The following is a 26,708-nucleotide window of genomic DNA, read 5'->3' as shown; positions in this document are numbered from 1 at the left end:
TGTGCGCGGGATACCTTCGGGTATGCCGGGTTGCCTAGGGACCGGTCCGCGAACCTGCGCACAGCTGCCACCCTCCATCGCGTCGCGGCGATCAGTGGCAGCTCCACTTCCCTTAGGAGCTTCACAATGATTAAACCTACCCCCAATCCCCCTTTTCGGCTGTTCACCGTAACCGACGGAATCAGCACCGAAGACTTGTTGATCAACCTCATCGAAACACTTGCCTCGGCCAACGCGCTGAGTTGCGACTTGGCGTTTAGCCTGGAAGGATCGAAGCGAGAGGAATTGCTGGGCGTTGCTCAGTTGATCGAACTGGCGGAGTTGCTGGCTGACCGGGTGCACGAAGGTGCTGGACAGACAGCCGCCGCGAGGAACTGACTGACCGACGCAGATCAGTGTGGGAGCTGGCTTGCCTGCGATGGCATCGCCGCGGTGTATCTGAACGACCGCGTCGTCTGTATCGCAGGCAAGCCAGCTCCCACCTTTGTTTCGTGTTGCGTCATACAGACTGGAATGCTTCCAGTACCGAGTTGACTGTCGTGAACTCCATATCCACCTGCGCCAACACCGGCCGCCTCAAAACCAACACCGGCACCCCCCGCTCCCGTGCCACTTCCAGCTTCGGCTCGGTAGCCGTGCTGCCGCTGTTCTTGCTGATCAGCACATCAATCTGCCGCCGCTCAAACAACGCACGCTCATCCTCGATCAAAAACGGCCCACGGGCGCCAATCACTTCGCAGCGTTGATTGCCGGGGTACACGTCCAGTGCGCGCAGCGTCCAGAACTGTTCAGCGGGGATTTCGTGCAGGTGTTGCAGTGGCTCCCGGCCAAGAGTGAACAGCGGTCGCTTGAAGGGCTTGAGGGCTTCGATCAGCTCGGCCCAGTCACTCACCTCGCGCCAGTCATCACCGGCCTGTGGCTGCCATGCCGGGCGGCGCAGGGCCCAGCAGGCTACGCCGCACAAACCAGCGGCGCGGGCAGCATTGGCGCTGATCTGCGCGGCATACGGATGGGTCGCGTCCAGCACCAGTTCGATGCCTTCATCGCGAATAAACTGCGCCAGGCCTTCAGCGCCGCCGTACCCGCCAACCCGTACCTGACAGGTGAGATCGGTAGGCACCCGCCCCACACCCGCCAGGCTGTAGATATGCTCGGGGCCCAGTGTACGGGCGATGGCCAGGGCTTCCGTCACGCCGCCCAATAGCAGGATGCGTTTCATAGCGGCTTGATCACTTCCAGCAAGGTGATCGGCAGTGCCTGGCGCCAGGTATCGAAATCCCCAAGCGGCTGGGCCTGGGCCACATGAATGCGGGTCAGCTCGCCGCCGTGTTGTTCGCGCCAGGCCATCAGGGTCATTTCGCTTTGCAGGGTCACCGCGTTGGCAACCAGCCGGCCGCCGGGGCGCAGGTGGTGCCAGCAGGTGTCGAGCACGCCGTCGCGGGTTACGCCGCCGCCGATGAAGATCGCGTCCGGCGCTTCCAGGCCTGCGAGTGCGTGGGGCGCGGTGCCGCGAATCAGTTGCAAGCCGGGAACGCCGAGGGCGTCACGGTTGTGTTCGATCAACAGTTGCCGACCTTCATCGGCTTCGATCGCCAGCGCGCGACAACTGGGGTGGGCACGCATCCATTCGATCCCGATGGAGCCGCTGCCCGCGCCCACGTCCCACAGCAGTTCACCGGGCAGTGGCGCGAGGCGGGCGAGGGTCATGGCGCGTACGTCGCGTTTGGTCAGTTGGCCGTCGTGCTCGAAGGCCGAATCCGGTAGCCCTGCCAGGCGTGACAGGTGCTGTGTACTGGCGTCGGCCACGCAGTCGATAGCCACCAGATTCAACGCGGCAATCGGCTCGCCCGGCCAATCCCGGGCGATGCTATCGATGCGCCGCTCATCCGGCCCACCGAGGTGTTCAAACACACTCAGGCGACTTTCGCCAAACCCGCGCTCGGCCAATTGCGCCGCGATAGCCGCCGGGCTCTGGCCGTCATTGCTCAGCACCAGCAAACGCACGCCGGTAGCGAGGTGAGCATTCAGCGCCGCCAATGGCCGGGCAACCACCGACAGCGTCACTACGTCCTGCAACGGCCAGCCCAACCGCGCTGCTGCCAGCGACACGGAAGAAGGCGCCGGCAAAATCAGCAGTTCGTCGGCCGGAATCTGCCGAGCCAGGCTCGCGCCCACGCCATAGAACATGGGGTCGCCGCTGGCCAGCACGCACACCGCCTCACCCCGGCGCGCCAGCACCGGCTCCAGGGAAAACGGGCTGGGCCACAACTGGCGCTCGCCACGGATACACACCGGCAACAGGTCCAACTGACGTTGGCCGCCTACAATTCTCGAGGCGCGCAACAGGGCGTGCCGGGCGTTTCTGCCCAGGCCCTTGAAGCCGTCTTCACCGATGCCTACTACCGTCAGCCAGGGCGACATATGAATTCCTTGAACGACATCCGACGGGCAGGCTTTTCATGCCGCCGGACAAAGCAGGCATAATACCGCGCCTTTACCCGTGAACCGGTAGCCCTGTGAAACCACCACCACTGTCCAATACCTTGCGCCCCTCGGCTTGTCCGGGGTTGCTGCGTATTGTCCAGGCGTTGGATGGCGGGATTTGCCGGATCAAACTGGCGGGCGGTTCGATCCGCGCCGAGCAGGCGTTTGCCGTGGCCGACGCGGCCCGGGCCTATGCCGGCGGGGTGATCGAGGCGACCAACCGCGCCAACCTGCAGATTCGCGGGATCGGCGCCGAACCGGACGCATTGATCGCCGCCTTGCTGGCCGCCGACCTGGGGCCCAGGAGCCCCGCCGGGGACGATGTGCGCAACCTGATGCTCAGCCCCAGCGCCGGCATCGACCGCGACATGCTGTTCGATACCCGACCGTTGGCAGACGAGATTCTCGCTACCCTGGAAACCCACCCGCGTTTCCATGGGTTGTCGGCCAAGTTCGCCGTGCAGCTGGACGGCGGTGAGGCCCTGGCGATGCTCGAACACCACCACGACCTCTGGTTGTCGGCCTTCAACGCCAATGGCCAGACGCTATTGGCGTTCGGCCTGGCAGGCTGCCCGGCACAGGACGCGCCCCTGGCGGCCGTGCCTTTGGCGCAGGGGCATGCACTGGTGGTGGCGGTGCTGGAATTATTCCTTGAGCTGGCCCGGCCCGAACACACCCGTATGCGGCACCTGCTGGCCGAAACGTCTGTGGATAACTTTCTGGGACAAATAAACCTGCCGTTGCAGCCTGTCGACGGCTTCTCACGCCGCGAAAACCCCGCGCCGCTGCACCTGGGAAGTTATCCACAGCGCCAAAAAAATCGGCGCTACGTCGCCGCTGTCGCCCCCTTGGGCCGCCTGGATTCGGCGATGCTCAGGGGCGCCGCGCAACTGGCCGTCGACCATGGCGACGCCACCCTGCGCGTCACGCCCTGGCAAGGTCTGCTACTGCCCAATATCCGGGATGCGGCGGCTGTGACCGAACGCCTCGAACAGCTTGGCTTTCTGTGTTCAGTGGACCAACCCCTGGCGCGCCTGATTGCCTGCACCGGTTCCAGCGGTTGCGCCAAAGGCCTGTCCGATACCAAGGCCGACGCCCTGCAACTGGCGACGCTTGCCCCCGGCCACAGTGTGCATGTGTCCGGCTGCCCGCGTTCCTGCGCTGCCGCACACACCGCGCCGGTCACGTTGCTGGCCGTGAGCCCCGGCCACTACGACCTCTATTTTCGCGACGCAGGCCTGCCCGGCTTCGGCCGTCTGCACGCGCGCACTCTTTCTATTGAAGCGGCGGGCGCCGTGTTGCGCGCCCACCCACGGAGCAACACCGATGATTGATTACATCCGCGACGGTCAGGAGATCTATCGCAACTCCTTCGCGATCATTCGCGCAGAAGCCAAGCTGGATCGCATTCCTGCCGACCTGGAAAAACTCGCCGTGCGGGTGATTCATGCTTGCGGCATGGTCGACGCCATCGACGGCCTGCAATTTTCCGAGGGCGCGGGCAAGGCCGGGCGCGAAGCCCTGGCCGCTGGCGCGCCGATCCTGTGTGATGCGCGGATGGTCTCCGAAGGCGTGACCCGTACGCGCCTGCCGGCCAATAACCCAGTGATCTGCACCCTGCGCGATGACAGCGTGCCGGAGTTGGCCCGCGAGCTGGGTAACACCCGTTCCGCCGCCGCCCTGGAACTGTGGCGCCCGCACCTGGAAGGCAGCGTGGTGGTGATCGGCAATGCGCCGACTGCCTTGTTCTACCTGCTGGAAATGCTCGACGCCGGCGCGCCAAAACCCGCGCTGATCCTCGGTTTCCCGGTGGGTTTTGTCGGCGCCGCCGAATCCAAGGCCATGCTGGCTGCAGACAGCCGTGGCGTACCGTTCGTGATCATGCAGGGCCGCCTGGGCGGCAGTGCGATGGCCGCCGCCGCGGTGAACGCCTTGGCCACGGAGGTCGAATAATGCCGGCACGCGGACGTTTGATTGGCCTGGGCGTAGGCCCCGGCGACCCGGAACTGATTACCCTGAAAGCCCTGCGCCTGCTGCGCGAATCGCCGGTGGTGGCGTACTTCGTGGCCAAAGGCAAGAAGGGCAACGCCTTCGGCATCATCGAAGACCATCTGGTGCCCCAGCAAACCCTGATGCCGCTGGTGTACCCGGTGACCACGGAAGTATTGCCGGCGCCGTTGTCCTACGAACAAGTGATCAGCGATTTCTACGACACCGCCAGTGTCGACGTGGCGGCGCACCTGGATGCCGGGCGCGACGTGGCAGTGATCTGCGAAGGCGACCCGTTCTTCTACGGTTCCTACATGTATTTGCACGACCGCCTGGCCGAGCGTTACGAAGCCCAGGTGATCCCGGGCGTGTGCTCGATGCTCGGTGGCGCCTCTGTGCTGGGCGCGCCGTTGGTGTACCGCAACCAGAGCCTGTCGGTGCTTTCCGGCGTATTGCCCCATGACGAACTCAAACGTCGCCTGGCGGATGCCGATGCGGCGGTGATCATGAAGCTGGGGCGCAACTTCACCAAGGTGCGCCAGGTATTGGAAGAGTTGGGGCTGGCGAGCCGGGCGTTGTACGTCGAGCGCGCGACCATGGCCAATCAGAAAATCGTCGCCCTGGACCAGGTCGATCCAACGTCCTCGCCGTACTTCTCGCTGATCATTGTTCCCGGCGAAAGGTGGCAAGGCTGATGACGGCTCCCGCGATTGTCATCCTGGGGCAGGGCAGCCTCGCCACGGCCCGGGCTATCCAGCAGGTGTATCCCGACGCGTTGATCCACGGCCTGGCCGGACGGGTCGAGGGCGCAGACCAGCCCTACGCCGAATTCGGCGCTGCCGTGCGCCAGTTGTATCAACAGGGCACGCCGATCATTGCGTTGTGCGCCGCCGGGATTGTGATCCGCACGCTGGCGCCGCTGCTGTTGGAGAAAGGCGTGGAGCCTGCCGTGCTCGCGGTCGCCGAAGACGGCAGCGCCGTGGTGCCGCTGCTCGGCGGCCTCGGTGGTGTGAACGTACTGGCGCGGGAAATTGCCGCCGCCTTGGGCGTTGCCGCTGCGATCACCACCAGCGGCGAGCTGCGTTTTGGCACCTGCCTGCTCAACCCACCCAGCGGTTATCAACTCGGGGATCTGGAACTGGGCAAGCGCTTTGTGTCGGACTTGCTGGCGGGCGAGTCGGTGCGTATCGAAGGCGCGGCACCGTGGCTGGATCAGGCCAACTTGCCGCAGGATCAGCAAGCGCGTCTGGCGATTCATGTGGGCAGCGCCGAGCGCACGCCTGCGGCTAATGAACTGCTGATTTACCCGAAGAACGTGTTGGTCACCTGCCAGCCGGGGCCGCAATTGGCCGGCCGCATTCGTGCGGCGTTGCAGGACGCAGGGCTCGCCGTGCAGTCCCTGGCGTGTTTGCTGGCAGCTGAAACCGAGATGGCCGATTCGTCGTTGCATGAAGCGGCATTGGAGTTGGGCGTGCCATTGCGCTTCGCCGGTTTGGAGACGCCAGCGGACATTGCGATCACGGTGTCCGAGGCACCTCTGGACCTGTCCCAGATCGGTCGCCCCCGTGGTCGCCTGGCGGTCATCGGCCTGGGCCCCGGCGCTGCCGAACTGATGGTGCCCGCCGTGAAGGCCGAGCTGGCCCGCTGCACCGATGTGCTGGGTTACGAAACCTACGTGCGCATGGCCGGGCCATTCCGCCCGGACCAGATCCAGCATTGCACCGATAACCGCGAAGAAATGCAGCGCGCTCGTCACGCCTTTGAGCTCGCGGCGCAAGGGCGCTCGGTGGTGGTGGTGTCTTCGGGTGACCCGGGCGTATTCGCCATGGCCGCAGCGGTGATCGAAGCCCTGCACGAGTCCAGCAACCCGGCCTGGCACCAGGTCGACCTGGAGATCCTGCCGGGCGTGTCGGCATCCCTCGCCACGGCGGCCCAGGCGGGTGCGCCGTTGGGGCATGACTTCTGCGTGATGTCGCTGTCGGACAACCTCAAGCCCTGGGCGATCATCGAGAAGCGCCTGGACCTGGCGTCCCAGGCCGACCTGGCGTTGGCGTTCTACAACCCGATTTCCCGTGCGCGGCCCTGGCAGTTGGGGCGCGCCCTTGAGATCGTCGCGCAGCACCGCACGGCCGAGACGCCAGTGGTGTTGGGCCGCGATATTGGCCGCCCGGGCCAGACCCTGCGCGTCACGACCCTGGGGCAACTGACCCCGGAGCAAGTGGACATGCGCACCATGGTGCTGATCGGCTCGTCCACCACCTGTGTATTCCCCCGGGCCGGTGGTGGCGAGTGGGTGTACACGCCACGTTGGTACGGCGAGAAACCGGCCTCCTGAAAAACGGTGGCCCCGCCATGGGGCCGCCTTGAAAAAGCTCTCAGGTGATGGAAGAAAGGTCTGCTTGCCGAATGTTTTTTGCATCGGGTCGAGTCGTACCTTTCTCTACCGGCTGAAGAAAAACACCGAGCCTTTCCACGCCGCCGGTTCATCCCCAGCGTTTACTCGGGGCCGCCGCCCGGGGTGGTTTTTCCTGCGTGCTGCAGCGCGTTTTGTCGTCCATTTCCAGTAACTCAAAATCCCCGGCAACTCGACTAGTGTTGGCGTTAAGCCCCATGTTGGGGGTTCTGGAGAATGGCTATGGAGCGAAATAACAGACGGATCAACAGTGCAAAACGCAGGAAGCTGATTGCCGCTTACCGGCTTCCGGGGGCGTCCGGCCTGTCGTCCGGGTGGGTCCCGCCGGTGAGGCCCGAGGGGGATGATGGGTTGAATGCGGCGGTGGTGAACAACAGTGTCATGTCGTTTGTGGACGGCATGACGAGCCTCAACAAGGAATACACCCGCAAGAGTTATCTGCTGGCGAGCAGCTACGTCAGCGATGTGTTGCGCATCGCACGGGGAACGGAGGCCTGGTACGACGAATTTATCAAGGTGATGATCAGCCTGGGCTGGATCCCGGTCAGGAGCAGTTTTGAGCGGGTGTACACGACCCGCAAAGGGTTGTCGGTGCAGTTGGCGGCGCTGAATCTGGTGGCGGCCACGGTGGCTTCGACGTTCTTGTCGGGGCCGTTGATCAGCGCGCTGCCCAAGCGGGTGGGTGATGCAGTGGAGGCCTTGAAGCAGCTCCCGGCCTCATTCGAGTTGTTCAAACGAAATACCACGACCCACGACGGTGGTGATTTCGGCTTGGCGTCCTGCTCGGAAACGGCGGGGGAAGTCTCGATGGTGTTGGTGACCTACAGTTCCCACGGTGTCAGCAAGCAGGTGGGCGTGCCGTTTCTGGAGTGGGACAGTGGCTCCGTTGAAGCCTTCAGTGGTCGTACCTGCCTGGTGCTGAACAGCTCGGTGGTCAACGAAGCCACGCTTCAACTGCTGCGGGACAGCGCAGGGGACAAGGTCCGGCTGGCTATCGCCAAATACAGGATTTGATCTACGGCACCAGGTAGCCGCGTACGCCGGTAAAGATGATTTGCGCGGCCAGGGCACACACAAACAGCCCCATCAACCGGCTGACAATTTGCAAGCCCTGGTCGCCGAGGATGCGTTCGATTCGGTTGGACAGGTACAGCACCACGCCCACCGTCATGCTGGCCAGGGCAATGCTGAGGATGGCAGTGATCTTGTCGTCCCAGTGCGGCTGGCTGACGCCCATCACCAGCAGCGCACCGATGGTGCCGGGGCCGACGGTCAGGGGGATGGTCAGCGGCACGATGGTCACGTCCTGCTGCACGTTGTCGGTCTGCACCGCCGACTTGCCTTGGGCCATGCCCAGGGCCGAGATAAACAGCACACTGCCGGCGCCGATGCGGAAGGCGTCGACGGTGATGCCGAATACGCTGAAGATCACCCGGCCGAACAGGTAGAGCAACACGCTCGAGACCAGCGTGGCGAGGGCCACTTTCCAGGCCAGGCGCCGCCGCTCCTTGCTGGAGTAACCGCGGGTCAGGCTGATAAAGCAGGAGAGCACGAAGAAGGGGCTGTAGAGCACCAGCATCTTCAGGTAAACGCTGAATAGCACATGGAGCATGGGCGCGGCTCGCGGCGGGGACGTGTGGGGAGTCTATCAGGCGCCACGGAACAAATGTGGGAGCAGGCAAGCCAGCTCCCACAGGGATATCCTGTTTCAGGTCAGGTAGGGGCGTGTTCCGGTCGCTGTTGGCGCTGCGCCACCCAATACTCCACCAGCTCACGCAACTGCGATAACTCCACCGGCTTGGCCATGTGCCCGTCCATCCCGGCCTGGCGTGCACGCTCTTTATGCTCTGAAAGAATGTGCGCCGTCAGCGCCACGATCGGCGTGCGAATCCGCTGGTTGCTGACTTCCCATGCCCGCAGTTGCTGGGTGGCGGAGAAGCCATCGAGGATCGGCATTTCACAGTCCATCAACACCAGGTCGTAGCGCTGGGTCTTCATCGCCTGCAGGGCTTCTTCGCCGTTGCTCGCGGTGTCGGGCTGCAGGTTGAGCTTGCCGAGCATGCCGCGAATCACCTTGGTGGAGATGCTGTTGTCTTCCGCCACCAGGATCTTGAAATCACTCGGCACCGTCACGGGAACGGGGGCGCTGATCGCCGGCTGGCGAGGCTGCACGGTGCCCTTGCTGCGTTGGGTCAGTTCGTCGGCGAGCGTGGTCTTGAGGGTATAACCGGCCACGGGCTTGGCGAGGATGCGCTTGATCCCGCAGTTGCGCGCGATGATCTTGCTCGGCGCATTGCTGATGCCGGTGAGCATGATCAGCAAGATGTCGTGGTTCAGGCTCGGGTCTTCCTTGATCTTCGCCGCCAGCTGCATGCCGGTCATGCCAGGCATGTTCTGGTCCAGCAGCACCACGTCGAAATAGTCCCGCAGGTGCGCCTTGGTGCGCAGCAGGGCCAAGGCTTCCTTGCCCGACGGCACGGCGCTCACGTTCAGGCCCCAGGCCGTGCATTGTTGCACCAGCACTTTGCGGCAGGTGTCGTTGTCGTCCACCACCAGCACGCGTGCACCCTTGAGCGGGCCGTCGAGGTCGGAGGTCGGATGCTCCAGGCGTTCCGGGTCCAGCGGCAAGGTCAGCCACAGCGTGCTGCCCTGTTGGCTACCGCTCTTGATGCCGAACTCGCCGTTCATCAACAGGATCAACTGGCGGGCGATGACCAGGCCCAGATGGCCGCTCAAGCGGGTGGCAGACAGGAAGTTCTTGCTGTGCAACTCGCTGTGCAGCAGGGCGTCGCGCTCGGCGGGTTCCATCGGCAGGCCGCTGTCTTGCACGGCGATGCGCAGGCGCGGTTTGCTGCTGCGCTCGTCCAGTGCCACGACGATCAGCACTTCGCCTTCGTCGGTTTTTTGCAGGGCGTTTTCCAGCAGGCTCAACAGTGCCTGGCGCAGGCGCGTCGGGTCACCGCTGATCACCCGTGGCACTTGTGGCTGGATAAAGCTGATCAGCTCGACGTTCTGCTGTTCGGCCTTGGCGCGGAAAATACTCAGGCAGTCTTCGATCAGCGCATTGAGGTCGAATTGCACGTCGTCCAGTTCGATCTGCCCGGACTCCAGCTTGGAGATGTCGAGAATCTCGTTGATCAGGGTGAGCAGTTCATTGCCGGCGCTATGAATGGTTTGCACATAGTCCCGCTGCTTGACCGACAGCGGCGTGCCCAGCAGCAGTTCGGTCATGCCCAGCACACCGTTCATGGGGGTGCGGATTTCGTGGCTGATCTTCGCCAGGAACTCGGCCTTGGCGGCGATTTCAGCATTGCTGGCCGCCAGGTCGCGGCTGAGGCTGAAGTTGTCTTCGGTGATTGCGCGCTGGCGCTCGCCCAATGCCAGGCTCATCAACAGGCCGCTGAGGCAGATAAAACCGAGCAGGGTGATGATCAAGCCTTGGGGCGCCACCAGTGTCAGGCCCAGCAACGCGGGCAGGATAATCAGCGTGCCAATGTTGAAGATCACCATCGCCACCATGAACAGCCGCGCCGGGCGATAACCTTTTTGCCAGTGATAGGCCGAGACGAACAGCATGCTCAGGCCGGCCAGCGCCACCAGGGCGTAGGTGATGATGTTCAGGGGCAGCGTATTGACGAACAGCAGCAACAGCCCGACCAGGACGATCAGCAGGATGTCGGCCATCAACAGCTTGTTCAGCGGGTGCGGGCCCAGGGGGGCAAAAAAACGGTAGGCGAACATCAGCCCGCACGGTGCGGTCAGCAGCAGGGCGAGGTAGGCGCCGGGGGTTTGTACCGCGTGCCAGTTCGGCAGCCACGGCCCCACCACGTTGAGCAACAGCGCCAGGCTGAGCATCAACAGCACTTCGCAGGCGGCGAGCCACAGGCTGCTGCGGGAGCGATGGTAAGCGTAGCGGGTCAGGTTGTGCAGGATCAGCATCACCAGGCAGCCGAACAGCAGCCCGTAGATCAGTGTCTGGTTCTGGTTGGCCGCGGCCAGTACGGCGGGCTCCAGGGTGATGTAGGGGCGCAGTTCGTGTTCCGAGACCATGCGCAGGTACACGTCCAGCGGCTTTTGGCTTTGGGGCATCGGCAGCATGAAGTCGCTGCTGGGCAGCGGGCGCTCGGCCTGGGGCTGGCGGGTACCGGTGGCTTGCTGCTCCACCAGGGTGTCGCCGTCGAGCACGTACAGGTTCAGGTGAGACAGGTCGGGGGCGAATACCCGCAGCACTTGCTCGTGCTTGCCGGGTTGCAGCCTGAAGCGCACCCACAACGCACCGTCCGGTTGCGCGGCGGTAATCCGGTCCAGTTCGATGGGGCTGAATTGATTGATGTAGCGGGGCGAGCGGATATCGCTCAGTTGCAGATCGGCCTGTTCATCAAGCAATACCGCCCAGCCACTGCCTTGTGCGGCGGCCTGGGCCGGAAGCAAGCAGAGCAAGGTCAGCAGACTGACAGTGAAACCTATGGCGATCCTGAGCCAGCGCACGGCGAAATCCCTTCGTAGGTTGATGCATGGGTATAACTATGCGCGGGGCCACAAGAGTAGGGCAAGGGCCAAGGGCCCCTGCCTAACCGAACGGATAGCTGTTTACTGACTTTCGCCACGCTCACGGGCAATGGCGCGGTAGCCAATGTCGGTGCGGTAGAAGCAGCCCTTCCAGTCGATCTTTGCCGCCAGCTTGTAAGCCTGTTGCTGGGCGGCATCTACGCTGCTGCCCATGGCGGTTGCGCACAATACGCGACCACCGGCGGTGACCACCTTGCCATCCTTGAGCGCGGTGCCCGCGTGGAACACCTTGCCTTCCAGCGTAGCAGCCGCGTCCAGACCTTCAATCACATCGCCCTTGGCGTAGTCGGCCGGGTAGCCGCCGGCGGCCAGCACGATGCCGACGCTTGGGCGCGGGTCCCATTGGGCTTCGACCTTGTCCAGGGCCTGGGCCAGCGCAGCTTCCACCAGCAACACCAGGCTCGACTGCAGGCGCAGCATTACCGGCTGGGTTTCCGGGTCGCCGAAGCGGCAGTTGAACTCGATGACTTTCGGGTTGCCGGCCTTGTCGATCATCAAGCCGGCGTACAGGAAACCGGTGTACACGTTGCCTTCGTCCGCCATGCCGCGAACGGTGGGCCAGATCACCAGGTCCATCACGCGTTTGTGCACGTCGGCGGTGACCACTGGGGCCGGGGAGTAGGCACCCATGCCGCCGGTGTTCGGGCCGCTGTCGCCGTCGCCCACGCGTTTGTGGTCTTGGCTCGTGGCCATCGGCAGCACGTTCTTGCCGTCGACCATCACGATGAAGCTGGCTTCTTCGCCGTCGAGGAACTCTTCGATGACGACGCGCGAACCGGCTTCACCGAAAGCATTGCCGGCGAGCATGTCGCGCACGGCGTCTTCGGCTTCGGCCAGGGTCATTGCGACGATCACGCCTTTACCGGCGGCCAGGCCGTCGGCCTTGATCACGATCGGTGCACCGACCTCACGCAGGTAAGCCAGGGCCGGCTCGATCTCGGTGAAGTTCTGGTAGTCGGCGGTCGGGATCTTGTGGCGCGCCAGGAAATCCTTGGTGAAGGCTTTCGAGCCTTCCAGCTGGGCAGCACCGGCAGTAGGGCCGAAGCAGTCCAGGCCGCGGCTGCGGAACAGGTCCACAACGCCGGCCACCAGCGGCACTTCCGGACCGACGATGGTCAGGGAAACGTTTTTCTCGGCAAAGTCTGCCAGTTGCTCAAGGGCCAACACATCGATGGCGACGTTTTCGCACTTGGCTTCAATGGCGGTGCCGGCGTTGCCGGGTGCAACGAACACTTTCTGGACGCGTGGGTCCTGGGCAACTTTCCAGGCCAGGGCGTGTTCACGGCCACCGCTGCCAATGATCAAAACATTCATTTCAAAAACCTCGAATTCTGTTAGTGGCGGAAGTGGCGCATGCCGGTAAACACCATGGCGATGCCGGCTTCATCAGCCGCTGCAATCACTTCTGCGTCACGCATCGAGCCGCCTGGCTGGATTACTGCAGTCACGCCAGCTTTTGCGGCGTTGTCGAGGCCATCACGGAACGGGAAGAAAGCGTCGGACGCCATCACCGAGCCCTGCACTTGCAGGCCGGCATGTTCGGCCTTGATCGCAGCGATACGCGCCGAGTTCACACGGCTCATCTGGCCGGCGCCGACACCGATGGTCTGGCGGTTCTTGGCGTAGACGATGGCGTTGGATTTAACGTATTTGGCGACTTTCCAGGCGAAGATCAGGTCGTTGATTTCCTGTTCGGTCGGCGCGCGCTTGGTGACCACTTTCAGGTCGGCACTGCCGATCATGCCGATGTCGCGGCTCTGTACCAGCAAGCCGCCGTTGACGCGCTTGTAGTCCCAGGCAGCAGCACGCTCGGCCGACCACTCGCCGCAGGCCAACAGGCGCACATTGGCCTTAGCAGCCACGATGGCGCGGGCTTCGTCGCTCACGGACGGGGCAATGATCACTTCAACGAACTGACGCTCAACGATCGCCTTGGCGGTCTCGGCGTCCAGCTCACGGTTGAAGGCGATGATGCCGCCGAAGGCCGACTCGGTGTCGGTGGCGTAGGCCAGCTCGTACGCCTGGCGGATGCCGCCTTCAGCGTCCGGGCTCACGGCCACGCCGCACGGGTTGGCGTGCTTGACGATCACGCAGGCTGGCTTGACGAAGCTCTTCACACATTCCAGCGCGGCGTCGGTGTCGGCCACGTTGTTGTAGGAAAGCTCTTTGCCTTGCAGTTGGGTTGCAGTGGCGATGCCGACTTCGGCAGGCTTGGCTTCCACGTAGAACGCCGCGCTCTGGTGCGGGTTCTCGCCGTAGCGCATTTCCTGGGCCTTGATGAACTGGCTGTTGAAGGTGCGCGGGAACTGGCTGCGACCTTCAGTGCTGAGGGTTTCAGCCGCCTGGTTCACGGTGCCCATGTAGTTGGCGATCATGCCGTCGTAGGCAGCGGTGTGTTCGAAGGCCTTGAGCATCAGGTCGAAGCGCTGGGCGTAGGTCAGGCCCCCGGCTTTCAGGCTTTCCAGCACGTTGGCGTAATCGCTGGCGTTCACCACGATGGCCACGTCTTTGTGGTTTTTTGCTGCGGAGCGAACCATGGTCGGGCCGCCGATATCGATGTTTTCGATGGCGGTCGGCAGGTCGCAGCCTGGCTTGTTGATGGTGGCTTCGAACGGGTAGAGGTTAACGGCCACCAGGTCGATCGGCTTGATGCCGTGCTCGGTCATGATGGCGTCGTCGATACCGCGACGACCGAGGATCCCGCCGTGGATTTTCGGGTGCAGGGTCTTGACCCGACCGTCCATCATTTCTGCGAAACCGGTGTAGTCCGCCACTTCCACTGCGGCCACGCCGTTGTCCTGCAGCAGTTTGAAGGTCCCGCCGGTGGAGAGAATCTCCACGCCCAGGGCTTCCAGCTCCCGGGCAAATTCGAGGATCCCGGTCTTGTCGGAGACACTGATCAAGGCACGGCGGATCGGCAGGCGGGTAGTCTGGTCGGTCATTTCAATTTCCATCAAAAGCAAAGGAGTCAGCAAAAAAGGCGACCGTTTTTACGCGGGCGCCTTTCTGGTTTGATTGAATGCTTACAGCAAATCGTACTGCTTGAGTTTCTTGCGCAGCGTGCCACGGTTCAGACCGAGCAGCTCACTGGCCTTGGTCTGGTTGCCCTTGACGTAGTTCATTACGCTTTCGAGCAACGGCGCCTCGACTTCGGAGAGCACCAGGTTGTACACGTCCGTGACGGCAGCGCCCTCAAGGTGGGCGAAATAATTGTGCAGCGCCTTTTCGACACTCCCGCGAAGGGTCTGGCCTTCTTCGCTCGGCGTGTTGAGGTGCTGTTTCAAATTGACGTTGTCGCTCACGGGTGTTGTTCCACTCACTAAAGTCTCGGTCATCATCGTCATGCGGCCACCCCTTCTCCGTCCCCTGTCACCAGGCTCTTGTAACGCTCGCAGAAGAACTCACGAACGTTGGCGCACTGTGCTTCCGTATCATCCAAACGATTGAAGTGGGCGCGAAACTCCCTGGCGCCCGGCAAGGTTGCGAGATACCAGCCCACATGCTTGCGAGCAATGCGTACTCCCATCACGTCTCCATAGAAGGCGTGCAGGGCGGCCAGATGCTCTAGCAGAATACGTTCCACCTCGATCAACTCCGGTGCCGGCAACACTTCGCCGGTACGCAGAAAATGCTCGATCTCACGAAAAATCCATGGCCGCCCCTGGGCAGCCCGGCCAATCAACAGGCCATCGGCGCCGGTCGCGTGCAACACGCGCCGGGCTTTCTCGGCTGAATCGATGTCGCCGTTGGCAAAGACGGGAATCGACACCGCCTGCTTGATCGCGGCAATGGTGTCGTACTCGGCTTCACCGGTGTAAAGGTCGGCGCGGGTGCGGCCATGCACCGCCAGCGCTGTAATGCCCGCCTGCTCGGCGATCTTCGCCACCGTCAGGCCATTCTTGTTGTCCCGGTCCCAACCGGTGCGGATCTTCAGGGTGACCGGCACATCCACTGCAGCGACAACGGCATGCAGGATCTCGCTCACCAACTGCTCATCCTTCAACAGGGCAGAGCCTGCGGCCTTGTTGCAGACTTTCTTGGCCGGGCAACCCATGTTGATATCAATAATCTGCGCCCCCAACTCCACGTTGGCCCGGGCCGCATCCGCCAGCATTTGCGCATCACCGCCGGCGATCTGTACCGAGCGGGGCTCGGGATCACCTTCGTGGATCATGCGCATCCGCGATTTGCGGGTGTTCCACAAGCTCATGTCGCTGGTGACCATTTCCGAGACTACAAGCCCTGCGCCCAAACGCTTGCAAAGCTGACGAAAGGGCTGGTCGGTGACTCCCGCCATCGGGGCGAGGATCAAGCCGTTGTGCAATGTGTATGGGCCGATGCGTACCGCCGACATAGGACTTCCCTGTTGTGGGGCCGGATCATTAGAGTTCGAAAAAGGGTTGGCATGATACCCGCTCTCGATGACTGGATAAAGGCTGAATTGGATAAAATCTGAGCAGTTATTTTCTTATCGCCACCGGTTTGGTCAAACGCGGTGCAGTCAATAATCTGCCGTCAAACCCCGGCCCATGAGCCGGATCACTCGGGAGAGTGGAAGCTCAGGCTGTAATTCACCGCTTTGTTGCCCGGGTCGAGGATGTCCAGGGCAATGTGGATCGGCGTCTGGGAGGGCATCTCGGTCTGGCCTGCCAGCTCACCGCTGAGGTATTCGGCGGGTTTGAAACGACGACTGGCGATCATATTCCCGTTCATGTCGGCAAAGCGTAGCTCCAGCAACGGGAACGGTTGGGAAAATGTCGCGCGGTTATAGATGATCGCGTCTACCACCAGGGCGCCGGCGAACTCCGGGTGGCTGCGCACCACCAGGTTGCTGCTCTTGATGTGGGCGATATCGACCCGTGATGGCACGGTGCAGCCCAGTTTCGGGCACAGTTCCTGGAACCACGGGCGATAGGCGTCCTGGCGTGCCAGGTCGTCGAATTGGTAGGCGACGTATTGTCCTGCCAGGCCGGCGGCGGCCAACAGCACCATCAGGCCCCAGAACAGGCGGCGGCCCCAGCCGGAGGAGCGCTTCTGGGAATACAGGTGCAGTGGGTCGTCTTCCAGGTCCTGCAGCATGTCGTCGTGCGCGCTGGCCCCGGGGCGAGGGCGCTTGCGCTTGGGCTGCGGGCGTTCGGGGTGTTCGGGTTCCGGTTCGACGGGTTCGGCGGTTACCGGCGGGTCGAGTGCTTCATCGGCGATGCCTGCGTGCAGCGGCGGCTCGTCGTCCGGCTCGACCGCTTCAAGCGACATCGAAGGCTCGGTGCGCTTGGGTTTGCCGGGGGTTGCCTTGGCCGGTTGAGGTTCATCGTCCGGTTGCGGGGCTTGCGCCCGATCGTCCCGCGGCTCGCTGAACAGGCTGGCGGCCCATTGCTCTTCCTCGGCTTTGGCCGTATCGCGGCTGGCGCTGAGGGAGTCTTCCTTTTGCCGACGGTCGGAACCGTGTTGGCGACGGTCTGCACCCACGGGTTGGGTGTGTTGAATCTCGCGACGCTCCAGCTTGGCCAGTTCTTCGTCGAGGTCCAGGTTATCCAGGTCCAGCTCTTCGGCGGTCCATTGCTTCTGGCTGATGGCCCGCGGTGCTTCGGGTGGCGGTTCGGTTGCTGCCGGCGGCTGGGGCGCGGGTGCACTGGCGCGCTGCTCCAGCAGTTGGCGCGCGGCATTGAACACTTGCAGGCACGAGCCGCAGCGCACCACTCCACGGGCCACGCTCAATTGAGCATGGCTGACGCGAAAGCGCGCTTGGCAATGTGGGCACTGGGTGACGAAACTGTCGGTCATGCGGCCATCCGATTCATGCAGGCGCTCATTCTAGCGCCGACGACCGCTGATGCGTACCCAGCCGTCGCGGTTGGCGATCGGGTCCAGCTCGAAATCCTGGGCGTAGGCGGCGGCAACGTCTTCGCCCTGTTCGGCGAGGATGCCCGACAGCGCCAGGCGCCCGCCCGGCTTGACCAGGCTCGACAGCTGCGGCGCCAGGGAAACCAGCGGCCCGGCCAGGATATTGGCCACCAGCACGTCAGCCTTCACCTGGGGCAATTGCTCCGGCAGGTACAGCGGGAATTTTTCTTCGGCGATGTTATTGCGCCCGGCGTTATCGCGGGAGGCTTCCAGGGCTTGCACGTCGATGTCGGTACCGACGGCTTCCTTGGCGCCCAGGAGCAGGGCGGCGATTGCCAGGATCCCCGAGCCGCAGCCGAAGTCCAGCACGTTGCAGTCTTGCAGGTCCTGGCCGTCGAGCCATTCCAGGCACAGGGCGGTCGTCGGGTGAGTACCGGTGCCGAACGCCAGGCCCGGGTCCAGCAGCAGGTTCACCGCGTCAGGCTCGGGGGCGGCGTGCCAGCTCGGCACGATCCACAGGCGCTGGCCAAAGCGCATCGGCTGGAAGTTGTCCATCCAGCTGCGTTCCCAGTCCTGGTCTTCGATGATTTCGCTGTGATGCTCCGGCAGCGGGCCACCGGTGAGCAGTTCCATGTGGGCCAGGACGCTGGCGGCATCGGTGCCGTCTTCGAACAGGGCCAGCAGATGGGTGTGGGACCACAGCGGGGTGGTGTTGAGCTCGGGCTCGAAAATCGGCTGGTCTTCGGCGTCCATGAAGGTCACCGACACGGCGCCCACTTCGAGGAACGCGTCTTCGTAGGTTTCGGCTTGTTCTGGGCTGATGGCGAGACGGACTTGCAGCCAAGGCATGGCGGGCACCTTTGAAAAAATGAGTGTGCAGCGGGGGTAGGGCTGCGAAAGCGCGCCAGTTTACGCGAGCGGCGGGCAGAAGACGACACCACTGACTGCACGCAGCCCAAATGTGGGAGCTGGCTTGCCTGCGATAGCGCAGTGTCAGCGGAGTATTACCTCACTGATCCACCGCTATCGCAGGCAAGCCAGCTCCCACAGGGTTTTAAGGTGTTTTTTGTATCCCACAAACAACAAAGCCGCCCGAAGGCGGCTTTGTTGGGTGGATCACTTCGCTTACTGATTAGCCAGCTTGTGTTCCAGGTAGTGAATGTTCACACCACCTTCGCAGAAGCCTTCATCGCGAACCAGATCCCGATGCAACGGGATGTTGGTCTTGATGCCGTCTACCACGATTTCGTCCAGGGCGTTACGCATACGGGCCATGGCCTCGTCGCGGGTGGCGCCCCAGGTGATCAGCTTGCCGATCAGCGAGTCGTAGTTGGACGGAACCTTGTAGCCGCTGTACAGGTGCGAATCCACACGTACGCCGTTGCCGCCGGGCGCGTGGAAATGCTTGACCAGGCCAGGGCTTGGGATAAAGGTTTTCGGGTCTTCGGCGTTGATCCGGCACTCCAGGGAGTGGCCGTGGATCTTCACATCATCCTGGGTAAACGACAGCTTGTTGCCAGCGGCGATGCTCAGCATTTCCTTGACGATGTCGATACCGGTGACCATTTCCGAAACCGGGTGCTCTACCTGCACACGAGTGTTCATCTCGATGAAGTAGAAGCGACCGTTCTCGTACAGGAACTCGAAGGTGCCCGCGCCACGGTAGTTGATGTCGATGCACGCCTTGACGCAGCGAGCCAGTACTTCCTGGCGAGCGGTCTCGTCCAGGCCCGGTGCCGGAGCTTCTTCCAGTACCTTCTGGTGACGACGTTGCAACGAGCAATCGCGGTCGCCCAGGTGGATGGCGTGGCCCTGGCCGTCGGACAGTACCTGCACTTCCACGTGACGTGGGTTGGTCAGGTACTTTTCCAGGTAGACCATCGGGTTGCCGAACCAGGCGCCCGCTTCGGAGCGAGTCTGCTTGGCGGCTTCGATCAGGTCTTCTTCCTTGTGTACCACGCGCATGCCGCGACCACCGCCGCCACCGGCGGCCTTGATGATCACCGGGTAACCGACTTCGCGACCAATGCGCAGGGCGGTGGCCTCGTCTTCAGGCAGCGGGCCGTCGGAACCTGGAACGGTAGGTACGCCGGCAGCGATCATGGCGTCCTTGGCCGAGACCTTGTCACCCATCAGGCGAATGGTTTCGGCTTTCGGGCCGATGAAGGCAAACCCGGATTTCTCAACCTGTTCGGCGAAATCGGCGTTTTCCGCGAGGAAGCCGTAGCCCGGGTGAATACCATCCGCGCCGGTGACTTCAGCGGCAGCGATGATGTTCGAGACTTTCAGGTACGAGTTCGTGGCCAGTGGCGGGCCGATGCAGATGCTTTCGTCCGCCAGTTTCACGTGCATCAATTCGGTATCGGCCGTCGAGTAAACAGCGACGGTCTTGATGCCCTCTTCCTTACAGGCGCGCAGGATACGCAGCGCGATCTCGCCGCGGTTGGCGATCAGGACTTTTTGCAGTTTCTTCGCAGGTTTCAACATCGAAGGCGCTCCGCGGTTCAAACGATGGTGAACAGCGGCTGGTCGTACTCAACCGGCTGACCGTTTTCTACCAGGATGGATTCGATGACGCCGGCTTTTTCAGCCGTGATGTGGTTCATCATCTTCATCGCTTCAACGATGCAGATGGTGTCGCCCACTTTCACGGTGGCGCCGACTTCAACAAAGGCTGGCGAAGTAGGCGCCGGGGTGCGGTAGAAGGTACCGACCATTGGCGACTTGACCACAAAACCGTTCAGTTTAGGTGCAGCAGGGGCTTCGGCAGCGGCCGCAACCGGAGCAGCAGCCACTGGCGCAGCGGCAGGAGCCGGCGCTTGCATCTGTGGAGCGTAGAACTGTTGGGCCGGGGTCTTGCTGTGACGGCTGATCCGTACGGATTCCTCGCCTTCCTTGATCTCCAGCTCGTCGATACCGGATTCTTCCAGCAGTTCGATCAGTTTCTTAACTTTACGGATATCCATGAATCATCAACTCCCAAAGGGTCGGTCAGGGGCGCTTGGCCGTGTCTTCAAGCTGTTCCAGGGCGGCCTCCAGGGCCAGTCGGTAACCGCTGGCGCCAAGGCCGCAGATCACTCCTACCGCAACGTCGGAGAAGTAAGAGTGATGGCGGAAAGGTTCGCGTTTGTGCACGTTCGATAAATGCACTTCGATGAATGGGATGCTCACCGCCAGCAGCGCGTCACGTAATGCAACGCTTGTGTGCGTAAAAGCGGCGGGATTGATCAGGATAAAGTCCACGCCTTCGCTGCGCGCGGCATGGATGCGATCAATCAGTTCGTACTCGGCATTGCTTTGCAGGTAGAGCAGATGGTGGCCGGCATCACGTGCCCGTCGTTCCAGATCGAGGTTGATCTGTTCGAGGGTCACTGCCCCGTAGACGCCCGGTTCGCGGGTGCCGAGCAGGTTCAGGTTGGGTCCGTGAAGAACCAGTAAGGTCGCCATCGGCTGTTCCTTGTTATTGATGTGGGCACGGTAGAACCCGGCGACTATGCCGCAAAGGCTTTGTGACTGTCCAGTTCTATGCAGTAGGCAGCACGATTAGCGAGGATTGCGCAAAATATGTGACCGAGGTGTCAGATTCGGTCACTTGTAGGAGCCGGCTTGCCGGCGATGGCGTCTGTGAGTGCTGCGGTGAGAGTTCGGGCCTCATCGCCGGCAAGCCGGCTCCTACAGGGTGTGCATTAGACGCGGAATGCTTGCACGGCAGTATTGAGTTGCCCGCCCAGCACCAGCAAGTGCTCGCCCTGGCTGCGCCCCTGGCCGATTCGCAGCAAGTTGTCCTCGCCCAACTGGTGAATTCGCTCACTGTTATCGCGGATTTCACTCACGGCGCCACTTTGCTGGGCCGTCACATCGGCAATCCGCACGGCGGTGTCGGAAATGGTCTGGATCGCCCCGACGATTTCATCCAGCGCGCCGTCGGCCGCCTGGGCTTGTTCGGCGGTGGCTTCGGCGTGTTCGACCTGGGCGCGCATGCCTTCCACCGATTGCCGGGCGGCGGTTTGCAGGCCGGCGATCAGGTGCTGGATTTCGGCGGTGGCACCGGCGGTGCGCTGGGCCAGGGAACGTACCTCGTCGGCGACCACCGCGAACCCACGACCGGCCTCACCGGCCCGGGCGGCTTCGATGGCAGCGTTCAGTGCCAGCAGGTTGGTCTGGTCGGCAATCGAGCGAATCACCGTGAGTACCCCGCCGATGGTTGCGGACTCTTCGGCAAGTTTCTCGATCATCTGCGCATTGATCTGCACTTCGCCGACCAATGCGTGCAAGCCGGTCAGGCTCAAGCCGATCACGCGCTGGCCCTGTTCGACGGCCTCGCCTGCACTGCGGCTGGCGGCGGCGGCCTGGCTGGCATCGCCGGCTACCTGCTGGATCGTCGCTTCCAGTTCGCCAAGGGAATCGCGAATCTGCGCCGTATCACCGGCCTGGCGCTCGGCACCGTCATGCATGCCGCTGCTCAGTTCCGCCAGCGCGCTGCTGCTGCCGGCCACTTGCTCGGCGTTGCCTCTGATGGTGCCCACCAGGTCTACCAGGTAGGCGCGCAAGCGGTTCAGGGACTCTTCGATATCGTGCAGCTCACGGTTGGTCTTGCCCAAGGTAATGGGCTGGCTGAAGTCGCCCTCGGCCCATGTGGACAAGGCCGGCGCCAGGTTGGTCAGCACCCGCGCCAGCCGCCGTTGCAAGGTGTCGATCAACAGAGCGATCAGCAAAATCAGGCCGATCATCACGCCTTGCATCAGCCGCACTTCGCCCTGGATCTGCGCGTGCTGGGCCCGCACCACGGGCTCCAGCGCAGCGATGGCTTGCTGCACGGCGTTGATTTTCAGGTGGGTGGCGGTGGCCAGTTCGGTGCGTTGCTGGATTTGCTCGCGGGTCCGTTTCAGCTCGGCGGGGTAGCGTGTCAGCAGGCTGTTGAGCTCGCGCTTGAGGTCGACACCGGTGTCCTGGGCCACGGTTTTTTCGGTATTTTCCAGGCCCATCATGGCCGAGAAATCGTCGGTATTGGACTCGCTGCTGGCCGTCACGCCCAGTAAGGGCAATTGCCCCAGCGCGTCAGCCTGGCTGCGGATGTTGCTGACTTCACGCTCTACATCGTCGGCCAGTTCGCTGCGTCCGCTGCTCACCAGTTTGTCCCGGGCCAGGGACAGTTTGGCCAGGTGCTGGGATGCGGCCAATAAAGGCGGCAAATAACGCGCAGACTCCGGCGAATTCACACCGCTGGCGTACTGATTCAGTTGCTCCAGGTTCGCACCCAGTTCGCGTTCGGCTTGCAGCAGCAGGGCTTGCGGGTCGCCGGCCAGTTTGCCGGCGGCCAGCAGGTCGGTTTTGCTGAAGGTATCCAGGTCGACCAGGCTGGGGCGCAGGTTGTGCGCCAGGTCGGACGGCAGTTCATCCAAGTGTTGCAGCAGGTTCTCCAGGCTCTGGCTGGCGCTGCTCAGGCGCAGGGCGTCGCCGCTGGCGAGGTAATCGTCGATATTGCGTGCGGCCTGGTTCTGAAAGGTCTGCGACAGGCCGAGGTAGCGCTCCATCAGCAGATAAGGCCGTTCCAGGGCGCGTTGCGACCACCAGAGCGTTGCGCCCAGGGCCAGGCAAACGGCGACCAGAAGGAGGGTGTTCAGATTCGTCAGCAGCTTCAGGCGCATGCGTGGTTTCAACCGACAGCAGAAGTAAGTGCCTGAAGTTATTGCGTTTCTATTACAGAGTTATGACGGATTCGGTGGATTCCGGTGAAAAGGTGGCACTTTGCTTTGATGCGCGCGCCGACATCACCCGGTTACGGCCTGCATCCTTGGCGCGATACAGCGCCTCGTCGGCCTGGGCGGCCATCATCAGGCTGTCGGAGCCGTCGCAGAGCTCCACCACGCCGGCACTGAACGTGCACCACAAATCCTGGGGCTGGGCGGGATAGTGAATCTCGGCGAAGCGCCCGCGAATCTCGTCCAGTACCTGACAGGCTCTGTCGAGGTCGGTGTCGGGCATCACGATGGCAAATTCTTCGCCGCCGTAACGGCCTATATAGTCGGTCTTGCGCAGGCGCTGCTTGAGAAACAGCGCGAGGCTCTTGATCACCCGGTCGCCCATGGGGTGGCCGTGACTGTCGTTGACCCGCTTGAAGTGGTCGATGTCGAGCATCGCAAAGCTCAGCGGCTTGTTTTCACGGCGTGCACGGAAGCTGCAGTCTTCCAGCAGTTGCAGGATGTGCGTGTGGTTGTACAGCCCGGTGAGGCTGTCGCGCACCATTCGCGCCTTGAGGTTGCGCGCCCGCGCCGCGCGGTTGCGCACGGTGGTGATCAGGTGCCGGGGCTTGATCGGCTTGGTGAGGAAGTCGTCGCCGCCTTCGCTCATGGCGTCCAGTTGCTTGTCCAGGTCGTCTTCGGCCGAGAGGTAGATGATCGGCACGCTGACGTAACGGTCATTGTGGCGGATCACCTTGGCCAGTTCGGTACCGGTACAGGCTGGCATATACATGTCGAGGATGATCAGGTCGGGCTGGAAGTCCGCCAGCTCGGCCATGGCCTGGATCGGTTCGATCAGGGTACGGGTGACGATGCCGGCGCTGTTGAGCAGGCGCTCGGTGTGCATCGCCTGGGCCCGCGAGTCGTCGATGATCAGCACCTTGTAAGGCTCGTACTGGGCAACGCAGGTCAGCACTTCAATTTTTTCCAGCAGGCTCGAAGCTTCCAGGGTTCCGGTGAGGAACTCCTGGCCACCGGCGCGCACGGCGGCCAGGCGGGTGGGCGTGTCGGTTTCGTGCAGGCTGAAAAACAGCAGCGGCAGTTTTTGCTCAAGGCCTTCCTGGGCTTCGGCGGCAAGCTTGAGGCCGAGGCCGGCGCCGCAGAAATCCACATCCATAACGATAGCGGCGGGCAAGCGCTCGGCCATCGAGGCGCGAAATGCCGCCACGCTGTCGAGGGACTGGGCACTCAAACCGAAGAATTCCAGTTGCTTGGCCAGGCGCTCGGCGCGGTCGTGATCGGCCAGCATCACGTAGATCGGCTTGCGCATCGGCGGCAGTAAGGTTTGTTCCAGCTGGTCGCCCTGGCGCAAGCCGGTGCGGGACAAGCGCTGCATCAAACGGTTGAGTTCGGTGATCAGGTGGCTGCTGAGGCGACCGCGGTTGTCGTCCACGGCCTTGAGTGAATCGCTGATCAGGTGCGCCAGCTGGCCGTGCTCCGGCTGCTCGAAGCGTTCGGCAAAACGCAGCAGGCGCAGGTTGGCCTCACTGAGCTCGGACAAGTCAGTGGTCGACCATTCGCTGCGTTGCAGGCGCTGCCAGATCTCAAGAATTTGACGTGCCTGATGAATTACCCGCTGGGCAAAATGGTGCTTGAGGCGCTCACGGCTGGGGTCTTCTGGCTCGGTCATATCCTGACTACTAGTTAGGCTGCATGCTGAGGTCGAACTGATGGCTCTATGCTAGCACCTCTTTTCCTCTGCACGAGTGTCATACGTCAATTAACTGCGAGGTCCTGGATATTCATTTGTCGACCCTGCAGTCGCGCGGGCGTAAAAAGCGTGCATCCTTTATAGTCGAGCCGCGCATCCGCGCCACCCCCGACTAAAAGCGCCCCGATGCTCGGCACGATGGGGTAGGGTTGTGGTCGTAGCTATTGAACTCAAGTGATTGAAAGGATATCGCCATGCTGGACTGGAAAAACCGCGCAGGCAGTGCAAAGGGCCCGGCCCCCGAGACCAAGTCGGCCCCCCGCAGCTATTTCCGTAACCTGCTGATGAGCCGTGCGCTGCTCTCGCTGGTCGCGTTGTATCTGTTGGTCACCGGTGCCCTGGGTTGGTACTGGAGTGAAGAGCCTGCGTTGTTCCCAGTGCAGCAGAACGCGCAGATTGCCGCCGAGAAGGAAGGCAAGCAGATGGTGGTGGGTTTCACCACCGTCGAAACCCTCAAGACCGTGGTGGGCACCTTGCTGAACAAGCCGGGTGGCTACATTTCCAACGACCGCTTCCCGCCAGGCCTGTGGATGGACAACATGCCCAGCTGGGAATACGGCGTGCTGGTGCAGGTGCGTGACCTGACCCGTGCCCTGCGCAAAGACTTCGCCCGCTCGCAGTCGCAGTCGGCGGAAGACGCGGACCTGGCCAAGGCCGAGCCGCGCTTCAACTTCGACAACAAGAGCTGGGTATTGCCGTCCAGTGAGTCGGAATACCAGGAAGGCATCAATTCCCTGAGCCGCTACGAAGCCCGTTTGTCTGACCCGAATCAGCGTGGCGCGCTGTTCTATGCGCGTGCCGACAACCTGAACAACTGGCTGGGTGATGTAGCGACCCGTCTGGGTTCGCTGTCGCAACGGCTGTCGGCCAGTGTGGGCCGGGTCAAGCTCAACACTGCGCTGAAAACCGAAGCGCTGGCGCCGGGTGAAGTGCCGCAAGTCGACGAAGAAGTGGTGGAAACCCCATGGATGCAGATCGACAACGTGTTCTACGAAGCCCGCGGCCAGGCTTGGGCCTTGTCCCATCTGCTGCGCGCCATTGAAGTCGACTTCGCCGACGTGCTGGCCAAGAAGAACGCCACCGTCAGCGTGCGCCAGATCATTCGTGAGCTGGAAGCCTCGCAGGAACCGGTGTGGAGCCCGATGATTCTCAACGGCAGTGGTTTTGGCATCCTGGCCAACCATTCGCTGGTCATGGCCAACTATATTTCCCGGGCCAACGCTGCAGTGATCGACTTGCGTCAGCTCCTGAACCAGGGTTGATGATGGACGCTTCCACCCGGGAGGCAGCGCACCGCGCCGCCTCCGACGCCGAACTGATTGCCTGGGTCGACGAGCAGGACAACCTGCTCGGCTCCCGGGTGCGTTCCGATTTGCGCCAGCGCGGGCTGATCGGGCGCTGCACCTTTATCTTCCTGTTCAACTCGGCCGGTGAGCTGTGTGTGCACCGGCGCACCCTGAGCAAAGCCATGTACCCGGGGTTCTGGGACACGGCGGCGGGCGGGATGGTGGCGGCCCACGAGTCCTACGCCGAGTCGGCGGCCCGGGAGCTGGAGGAGGAACTGGGGGTCAGCGGCGTCGAACTGACCGCTCACGATCACTTCTACTTCGAAGACGGCGACAGCCGGCTCTGGTGCACGTCGTTCTCGGCTGTGTGGGACGGGCCGCTGCGGATCCAGCCGGAAGAAGTCATGGAAGCGCGCTTTCTGCCGCTGGCGACGGTGTTGCAGGAGGCCGAAGAAAAGCCCTATTGCCCGGATGCACAGGAAGGGTTGCGTCGATATTTGGCCCTGCGTCGCTAAAGTTGCATAAATTGGCGCCATTTGGCTCTTAGCAAGGGGCCTTTTTGCCGTTACACTGCGCGACTTTTCAGGCTGAACCGCTCTCGCGGTTCAGTAGCGCTGCCCCTGCCTGAGTGGGGCTTCGCGGTCGGTGACCCCACCGATCAGTCTTTGTCCTCC

At 62.7% G+C, this 26,708-nt stretch carries 22 protein-coding genes and 1 pseudogene; 8 read left to right on the top strand and 15 right to left on the bottom strand.

What is annotated here, in order from left to right; all coding sequences use genetic code 11:
- Positions 1-126: 126 nt before the first annotated feature.
- The gene (locus tag HKK54_RS07475) at positions 127-378 is read left to right on the top strand and encodes a DUF6124 family protein (RefSeq protein ID WP_010173996.1); all 252 of its coding nucleotides are present in this window, start codon (positions 127-129) and stop codon (positions 376-378) included.
- A gap of 121 nt (positions 379-499) precedes the next feature.
- Here the strand turns inward: HKK54_RS07475 and HKK54_RS07470 are convergent, their stop codons facing one another.
- Positions 500-1,219: a cobalt-precorrin-6A reductase gene (locus tag HKK54_RS07470; RefSeq protein WP_169386481.1), complete on the bottom strand. Its 720-nt coding sequence runs from the start codon at positions 1,217-1,219 to the stop codon at positions 500-502.
- On the bottom strand, positions 1,216-2,421 hold the full coding sequence (gene cbiE, locus HKK54_RS07465) for a precorrin-6y C5,15-methyltransferase (decarboxylating) subunit CbiE (RefSeq protein WP_169386480.1): 1,206 nt from the start codon (positions 2,419-2,421) through the stop codon (positions 1,216-1,218). The genes HKK54_RS07470 and cbiE overlap by 4 nt, the downstream gene beginning before the upstream one ends.
- 110 nt (positions 2,422-2,531) lie before the next feature.
- Here cbiE and cobG point away from each other — a divergent pair, with 110 nt between their 5' ends.
- From cobG to HKK54_RS07440, 5 genes are all read left to right on the top strand, one after another.
- Positions 2,532-3,818 carry a precorrin-3B synthase gene (gene cobG / locus HKK54_RS07460; protein ID WP_336604757.1) on the top strand — a complete coding sequence of 429 codons (1,287 nt, stop codon included), beginning with the start codon at positions 2,532-2,534 and terminating at the stop codon, positions 3,816-3,818.
- A complete protein-coding gene (locus tag HKK54_RS07455) occupies positions 3,811-4,437 on the top strand; it encodes a precorrin-8X methylmutase (protein ID WP_169386478.1) in 627 nt (208 codons plus the stop codon). Before cobG ends, HKK54_RS07455 begins: the two co-directional genes overlap by 8 nt.
- Positions 4,437-5,168 carry a precorrin-2 C(20)-methyltransferase gene (locus HKK54_RS07450; protein ID WP_003217336.1) on the top strand — a complete coding sequence of 244 codons (732 nt, stop codon included), beginning with the start codon at positions 4,437-4,439 and terminating at the stop codon, positions 5,166-5,168. Before HKK54_RS07455 ends, HKK54_RS07450 begins: the two co-directional genes overlap by 1 nt.
- Positions 5,168-6,808, top strand: a complete 1,641-nt coding sequence (gene cobJ, locus HKK54_RS07445; RefSeq protein ID WP_169386477.1) for a precorrin-3B C(17)-methyltransferase — start codon at positions 5,168-5,170, stop codon at positions 6,806-6,808. The genes HKK54_RS07450 and cobJ overlap by 1 nt, the downstream gene beginning before the upstream one ends.
- A 300-nt stretch (positions 6,809-7,108) precedes the next feature.
- Positions 7,109-7,900 carry a hypothetical protein gene (locus HKK54_RS07440; RefSeq protein WP_169386476.1) on the top strand — a complete coding sequence of 264 codons (792 nt, stop codon included), beginning with the start codon at positions 7,109-7,111 and terminating at the stop codon, positions 7,898-7,900.
- Position 7,901: 1 nt separating this feature from the next.
- Here HKK54_RS07440 and HKK54_RS07435 read toward each other — a convergent pair whose 3' ends face one another.
- From HKK54_RS07435 to HKK54_RS07375, 13 genes and pseudogenes are all read right to left on the bottom strand, one after another.
- Entirely contained in the window at positions 7,902-8,498 is a 597-nt protein-coding gene (locus HKK54_RS07435) for a MarC family protein (RefSeq protein ID WP_169386475.1), read from the bottom strand.
- A 101-nt stretch (positions 8,499-8,599) separates the two neighbouring features.
- Positions 8,600-11,374: a hybrid sensor histidine kinase/response regulator gene (locus tag HKK54_RS07430; protein WP_169386474.1), complete on the bottom strand. Its 2,775-nt coding sequence runs from the start codon at positions 11,372-11,374 to the stop codon at positions 8,600-8,602.
- A gap of 102 nt (positions 11,375-11,476) precedes the next feature.
- Positions 11,477-12,769 (bottom strand): phosphoribosylamine--glycine ligase, encoded by a 1,293-nt coding sequence (purD, locus tag HKK54_RS07425; RefSeq protein ID WP_169386473.1) that lies wholly within the window; start codon positions 12,767-12,769, stop codon positions 11,477-11,479.
- 20 nt (positions 12,770-12,789) lie between these two features.
- Positions 12,790-14,397 (bottom strand): bifunctional phosphoribosylaminoimidazolecarboxamide formyltransferase/IMP cyclohydrolase, encoded by a 1,608-nt coding sequence (gene purH, locus HKK54_RS07420; protein WP_010174016.1) that lies wholly within the window; start codon positions 14,395-14,397, stop codon positions 12,790-12,792.
- An 81-nt stretch (positions 14,398-14,478) separates the two neighbouring features.
- Positions 14,479-14,799 carry a DNA-binding transcriptional regulator Fis gene (fis, locus tag HKK54_RS07415; protein ID WP_003186237.1) on the bottom strand — a complete coding sequence of 107 codons (321 nt, stop codon included), beginning with the start codon at positions 14,797-14,799 and terminating at the stop codon, positions 14,479-14,481.
- Complete coding sequence (dusB, locus tag HKK54_RS07410) at positions 14,796-15,809, bottom strand: tRNA dihydrouridine synthase DusB (RefSeq protein WP_010174025.1); 1,014 nt, start codon at positions 15,807-15,809, stop codon at positions 14,796-14,798. The genes fis and dusB overlap by 4 nt, the downstream gene beginning before the upstream one ends.
- Before the next feature lie 185 nt (positions 15,810-15,994).
- A complete protein-coding gene (locus tag HKK54_RS07405; RefSeq protein WP_169386472.1) occupies positions 15,995-17,236 on the bottom strand; it encodes a DUF3426 domain-containing protein in 1,242 nt (413 codons plus the stop codon).
- Positions 17,237-17,266: 30 nt separating this feature from the next.
- Complete coding sequence (prmA, locus tag HKK54_RS07400) at positions 17,267-18,145, bottom strand: 50S ribosomal protein L11 methyltransferase (protein ID WP_010174030.1); 879 nt, start codon at positions 18,143-18,145, stop codon at positions 17,267-17,269.
- Between the two features lie 276 nt (positions 18,146-18,421).
- A complete protein-coding gene (gene accC / locus HKK54_RS07395) occupies positions 18,422-19,783 on the bottom strand; it encodes an acetyl-CoA carboxylase biotin carboxylase subunit (protein ID WP_010174033.1) in 1,362 nt (453 codons plus the stop codon).
- A 17-nt stretch (positions 19,784-19,800) separates the two neighbouring features.
- Positions 19,801-20,262 carry an acetyl-CoA carboxylase biotin carboxyl carrier protein gene (accB, locus tag HKK54_RS07390; protein WP_003217309.1) on the bottom strand — a complete coding sequence of 154 codons (462 nt, stop codon included), beginning with the start codon at positions 20,260-20,262 and terminating at the stop codon, positions 19,801-19,803.
- A gap of 25 nt (positions 20,263-20,287) precedes the next feature.
- Positions 20,288-20,743 carry a type II 3-dehydroquinate dehydratase gene (gene aroQ / locus HKK54_RS07385; RefSeq protein ID WP_003217307.1) on the bottom strand — a complete coding sequence of 152 codons (456 nt, stop codon included), beginning with the start codon at positions 20,741-20,743 and terminating at the stop codon, positions 20,288-20,290.
- Between the two features lie 239 nt (positions 20,744-20,982).
- Positions 20,983-21,477, bottom strand: a pseudogene (locus HKK54_RS33955) (methyl-accepting chemotaxis protein); the annotation flags it as partial.
- A 1,519-nt stretch (positions 21,478-22,996) separates the two neighbouring features.
- Positions 22,997-24,667 (bottom strand): response regulator, encoded by a 1,671-nt coding sequence (locus HKK54_RS07375; protein WP_010174038.1) that lies wholly within the window; start codon positions 24,665-24,667, stop codon positions 22,997-22,999.
- 275 nt (positions 24,668-24,942) lie between these two features.
- Here HKK54_RS07375 and HKK54_RS07370 point away from each other — a divergent pair, with 275 nt between their 5' ends.
- Both HKK54_RS07370 and HKK54_RS07365 read left to right on the top strand, forming a co-directional pair.
- Positions 24,943-26,010, top strand: coding sequence for a DUF2333 family protein (locus HKK54_RS07370; RefSeq protein WP_088424722.1), 1,068 nt, complete (start codon positions 24,943-24,945; stop codon positions 26,008-26,010).
- A 2-nt stretch (positions 26,011-26,012) separates the two neighbouring features.
- The gene (locus HKK54_RS07365) at positions 26,013-26,549 is read left to right on the top strand and encodes an NUDIX hydrolase (RefSeq protein WP_010174041.1); all 537 of its coding nucleotides are present in this window, start codon (positions 26,013-26,015) and stop codon (positions 26,547-26,549) included.
- Positions 26,550-26,708: the final 159 nt, after the last annotated feature.

Origin of the sequence: Pseudomonas sp. ADAK13, assembly GCF_012935715.1 — a bacterium.
In the GTDB taxonomy this organism is placed as follows: domain Bacteria; phylum Pseudomonadota; class Gammaproteobacteria; order Pseudomonadales; family Pseudomonadaceae; genus Aquipseudomonas.
This window is presented reverse-complemented; position numbering and strand designations above follow the sequence as displayed.

What these genes read in the sequence shown, in the direction of transcription:
- HKK54_RS07475 (WP_010173996.1), top strand. Translation starts at nt 127, where the DNA reads ATGATTAAACCTACCCCCAATCCCCCTTTTCGGCTGTTCACCGTAACC.
- HKK54_RS07470 (WP_169386481.1), bottom strand. Translation starts at nt 1,219, where the DNA reads ATGAAACGCATCCTGCTATTGGGCGGCGTGACGGAAGCCCTGGCCATC.
- cbiE (WP_169386480.1), bottom strand. Translation starts at nt 2,421, where the DNA reads ATGTCGCCCTGGCTGACGGTAGTAGGCATCGGTGAAGACGGCTTCAAG.
- HKK54_RS07455 (WP_169386478.1), top strand. Translation starts at nt 3,811, where the DNA reads ATGATTGATTACATCCGCGACGGTCAGGAGATCTATCGCAACTCCTTC.
- HKK54_RS07450 (WP_003217336.1), top strand. Translation starts at nt 4,437, where the DNA reads ATGCCGGCACGCGGACGTTTGATTGGCCTGGGCGTAGGCCCCGGCGAC.
- cobJ (WP_169386477.1), top strand. Translation starts at nt 5,168, where the DNA reads ATGACGGCTCCCGCGATTGTCATCCTGGGGCAGGGCAGCCTCGCCACG.
- HKK54_RS07440 (WP_169386476.1), top strand. Translation starts at nt 7,109, where the DNA reads ATGGAGCGAAATAACAGACGGATCAACAGTGCAAAACGCAGGAAGCTG.
- HKK54_RS07435 (WP_169386475.1), bottom strand. Translation starts at nt 8,498, where the DNA reads ATGCTCCATGTGCTATTCAGCGTTTACCTGAAGATGCTGGTGCTCTAC.
- purD (WP_169386473.1), bottom strand. Translation starts at nt 12,769, where the DNA reads ATGAATGTTTTGATCATTGGCAGCGGTGGCCGTGAACACGCCCTGGCC.
- purH (WP_010174016.1), bottom strand. Translation starts at nt 14,397, where the DNA reads ATGACCGACCAGACTACCCGCCTGCCGATCCGCCGTGCCTTGATCAGT.
- fis (WP_003186237.1), bottom strand. Translation starts at nt 14,799, where the DNA reads ATGACGATGATGACCGAGACTTTAGTGAGTGGAACAACACCCGTGAGC.
- dusB (WP_010174025.1), bottom strand. Translation starts at nt 15,809, where the DNA reads ATGTCGGCGGTACGCATCGGCCCATACACATTGCACAACGGCTTGATC.
- HKK54_RS07405 (WP_169386472.1), bottom strand. Translation starts at nt 17,236, where the DNA reads ATGACCGACAGTTTCGTCACCCAGTGCCCACATTGCCAAGCGCGCTTT.
- prmA (WP_010174030.1), bottom strand. Translation starts at nt 18,145, where the DNA reads ATGCCTTGGCTGCAAGTCCGTCTCGCCATCAGCCCAGAACAAGCCGAA.
- accC (WP_010174033.1), bottom strand. Translation starts at nt 19,783, where the DNA reads ATGTTGAAACCTGCGAAGAAACTGCAAAAAGTCCTGATCGCCAACCGC.
- accB (WP_003217309.1), bottom strand. Translation starts at nt 20,262, where the DNA reads ATGGATATCCGTAAAGTTAAGAAACTGATCGAACTGCTGGAAGAATCC.
- aroQ (WP_003217307.1), bottom strand. Translation starts at nt 20,743, where the DNA reads ATGGCGACCTTACTGGTTCTTCACGGACCCAACCTGAACCTGCTCGGC.
- HKK54_RS07375 (WP_010174038.1), bottom strand. Translation starts at nt 24,667, where the DNA reads ATGACCGAGCCAGAAGACCCCAGCCGTGAGCGCCTCAAGCACCATTTT.
- HKK54_RS07370 (WP_088424722.1), top strand. Translation starts at nt 24,943, where the DNA reads ATGCTGGACTGGAAAAACCGCGCAGGCAGTGCAAAGGGCCCGGCCCCC.
- HKK54_RS07365 (WP_010174041.1), top strand. Translation starts at nt 26,013, where the DNA reads ATGGACGCTTCCACCCGGGAGGCAGCGCACCGCGCCGCCTCCGACGCC.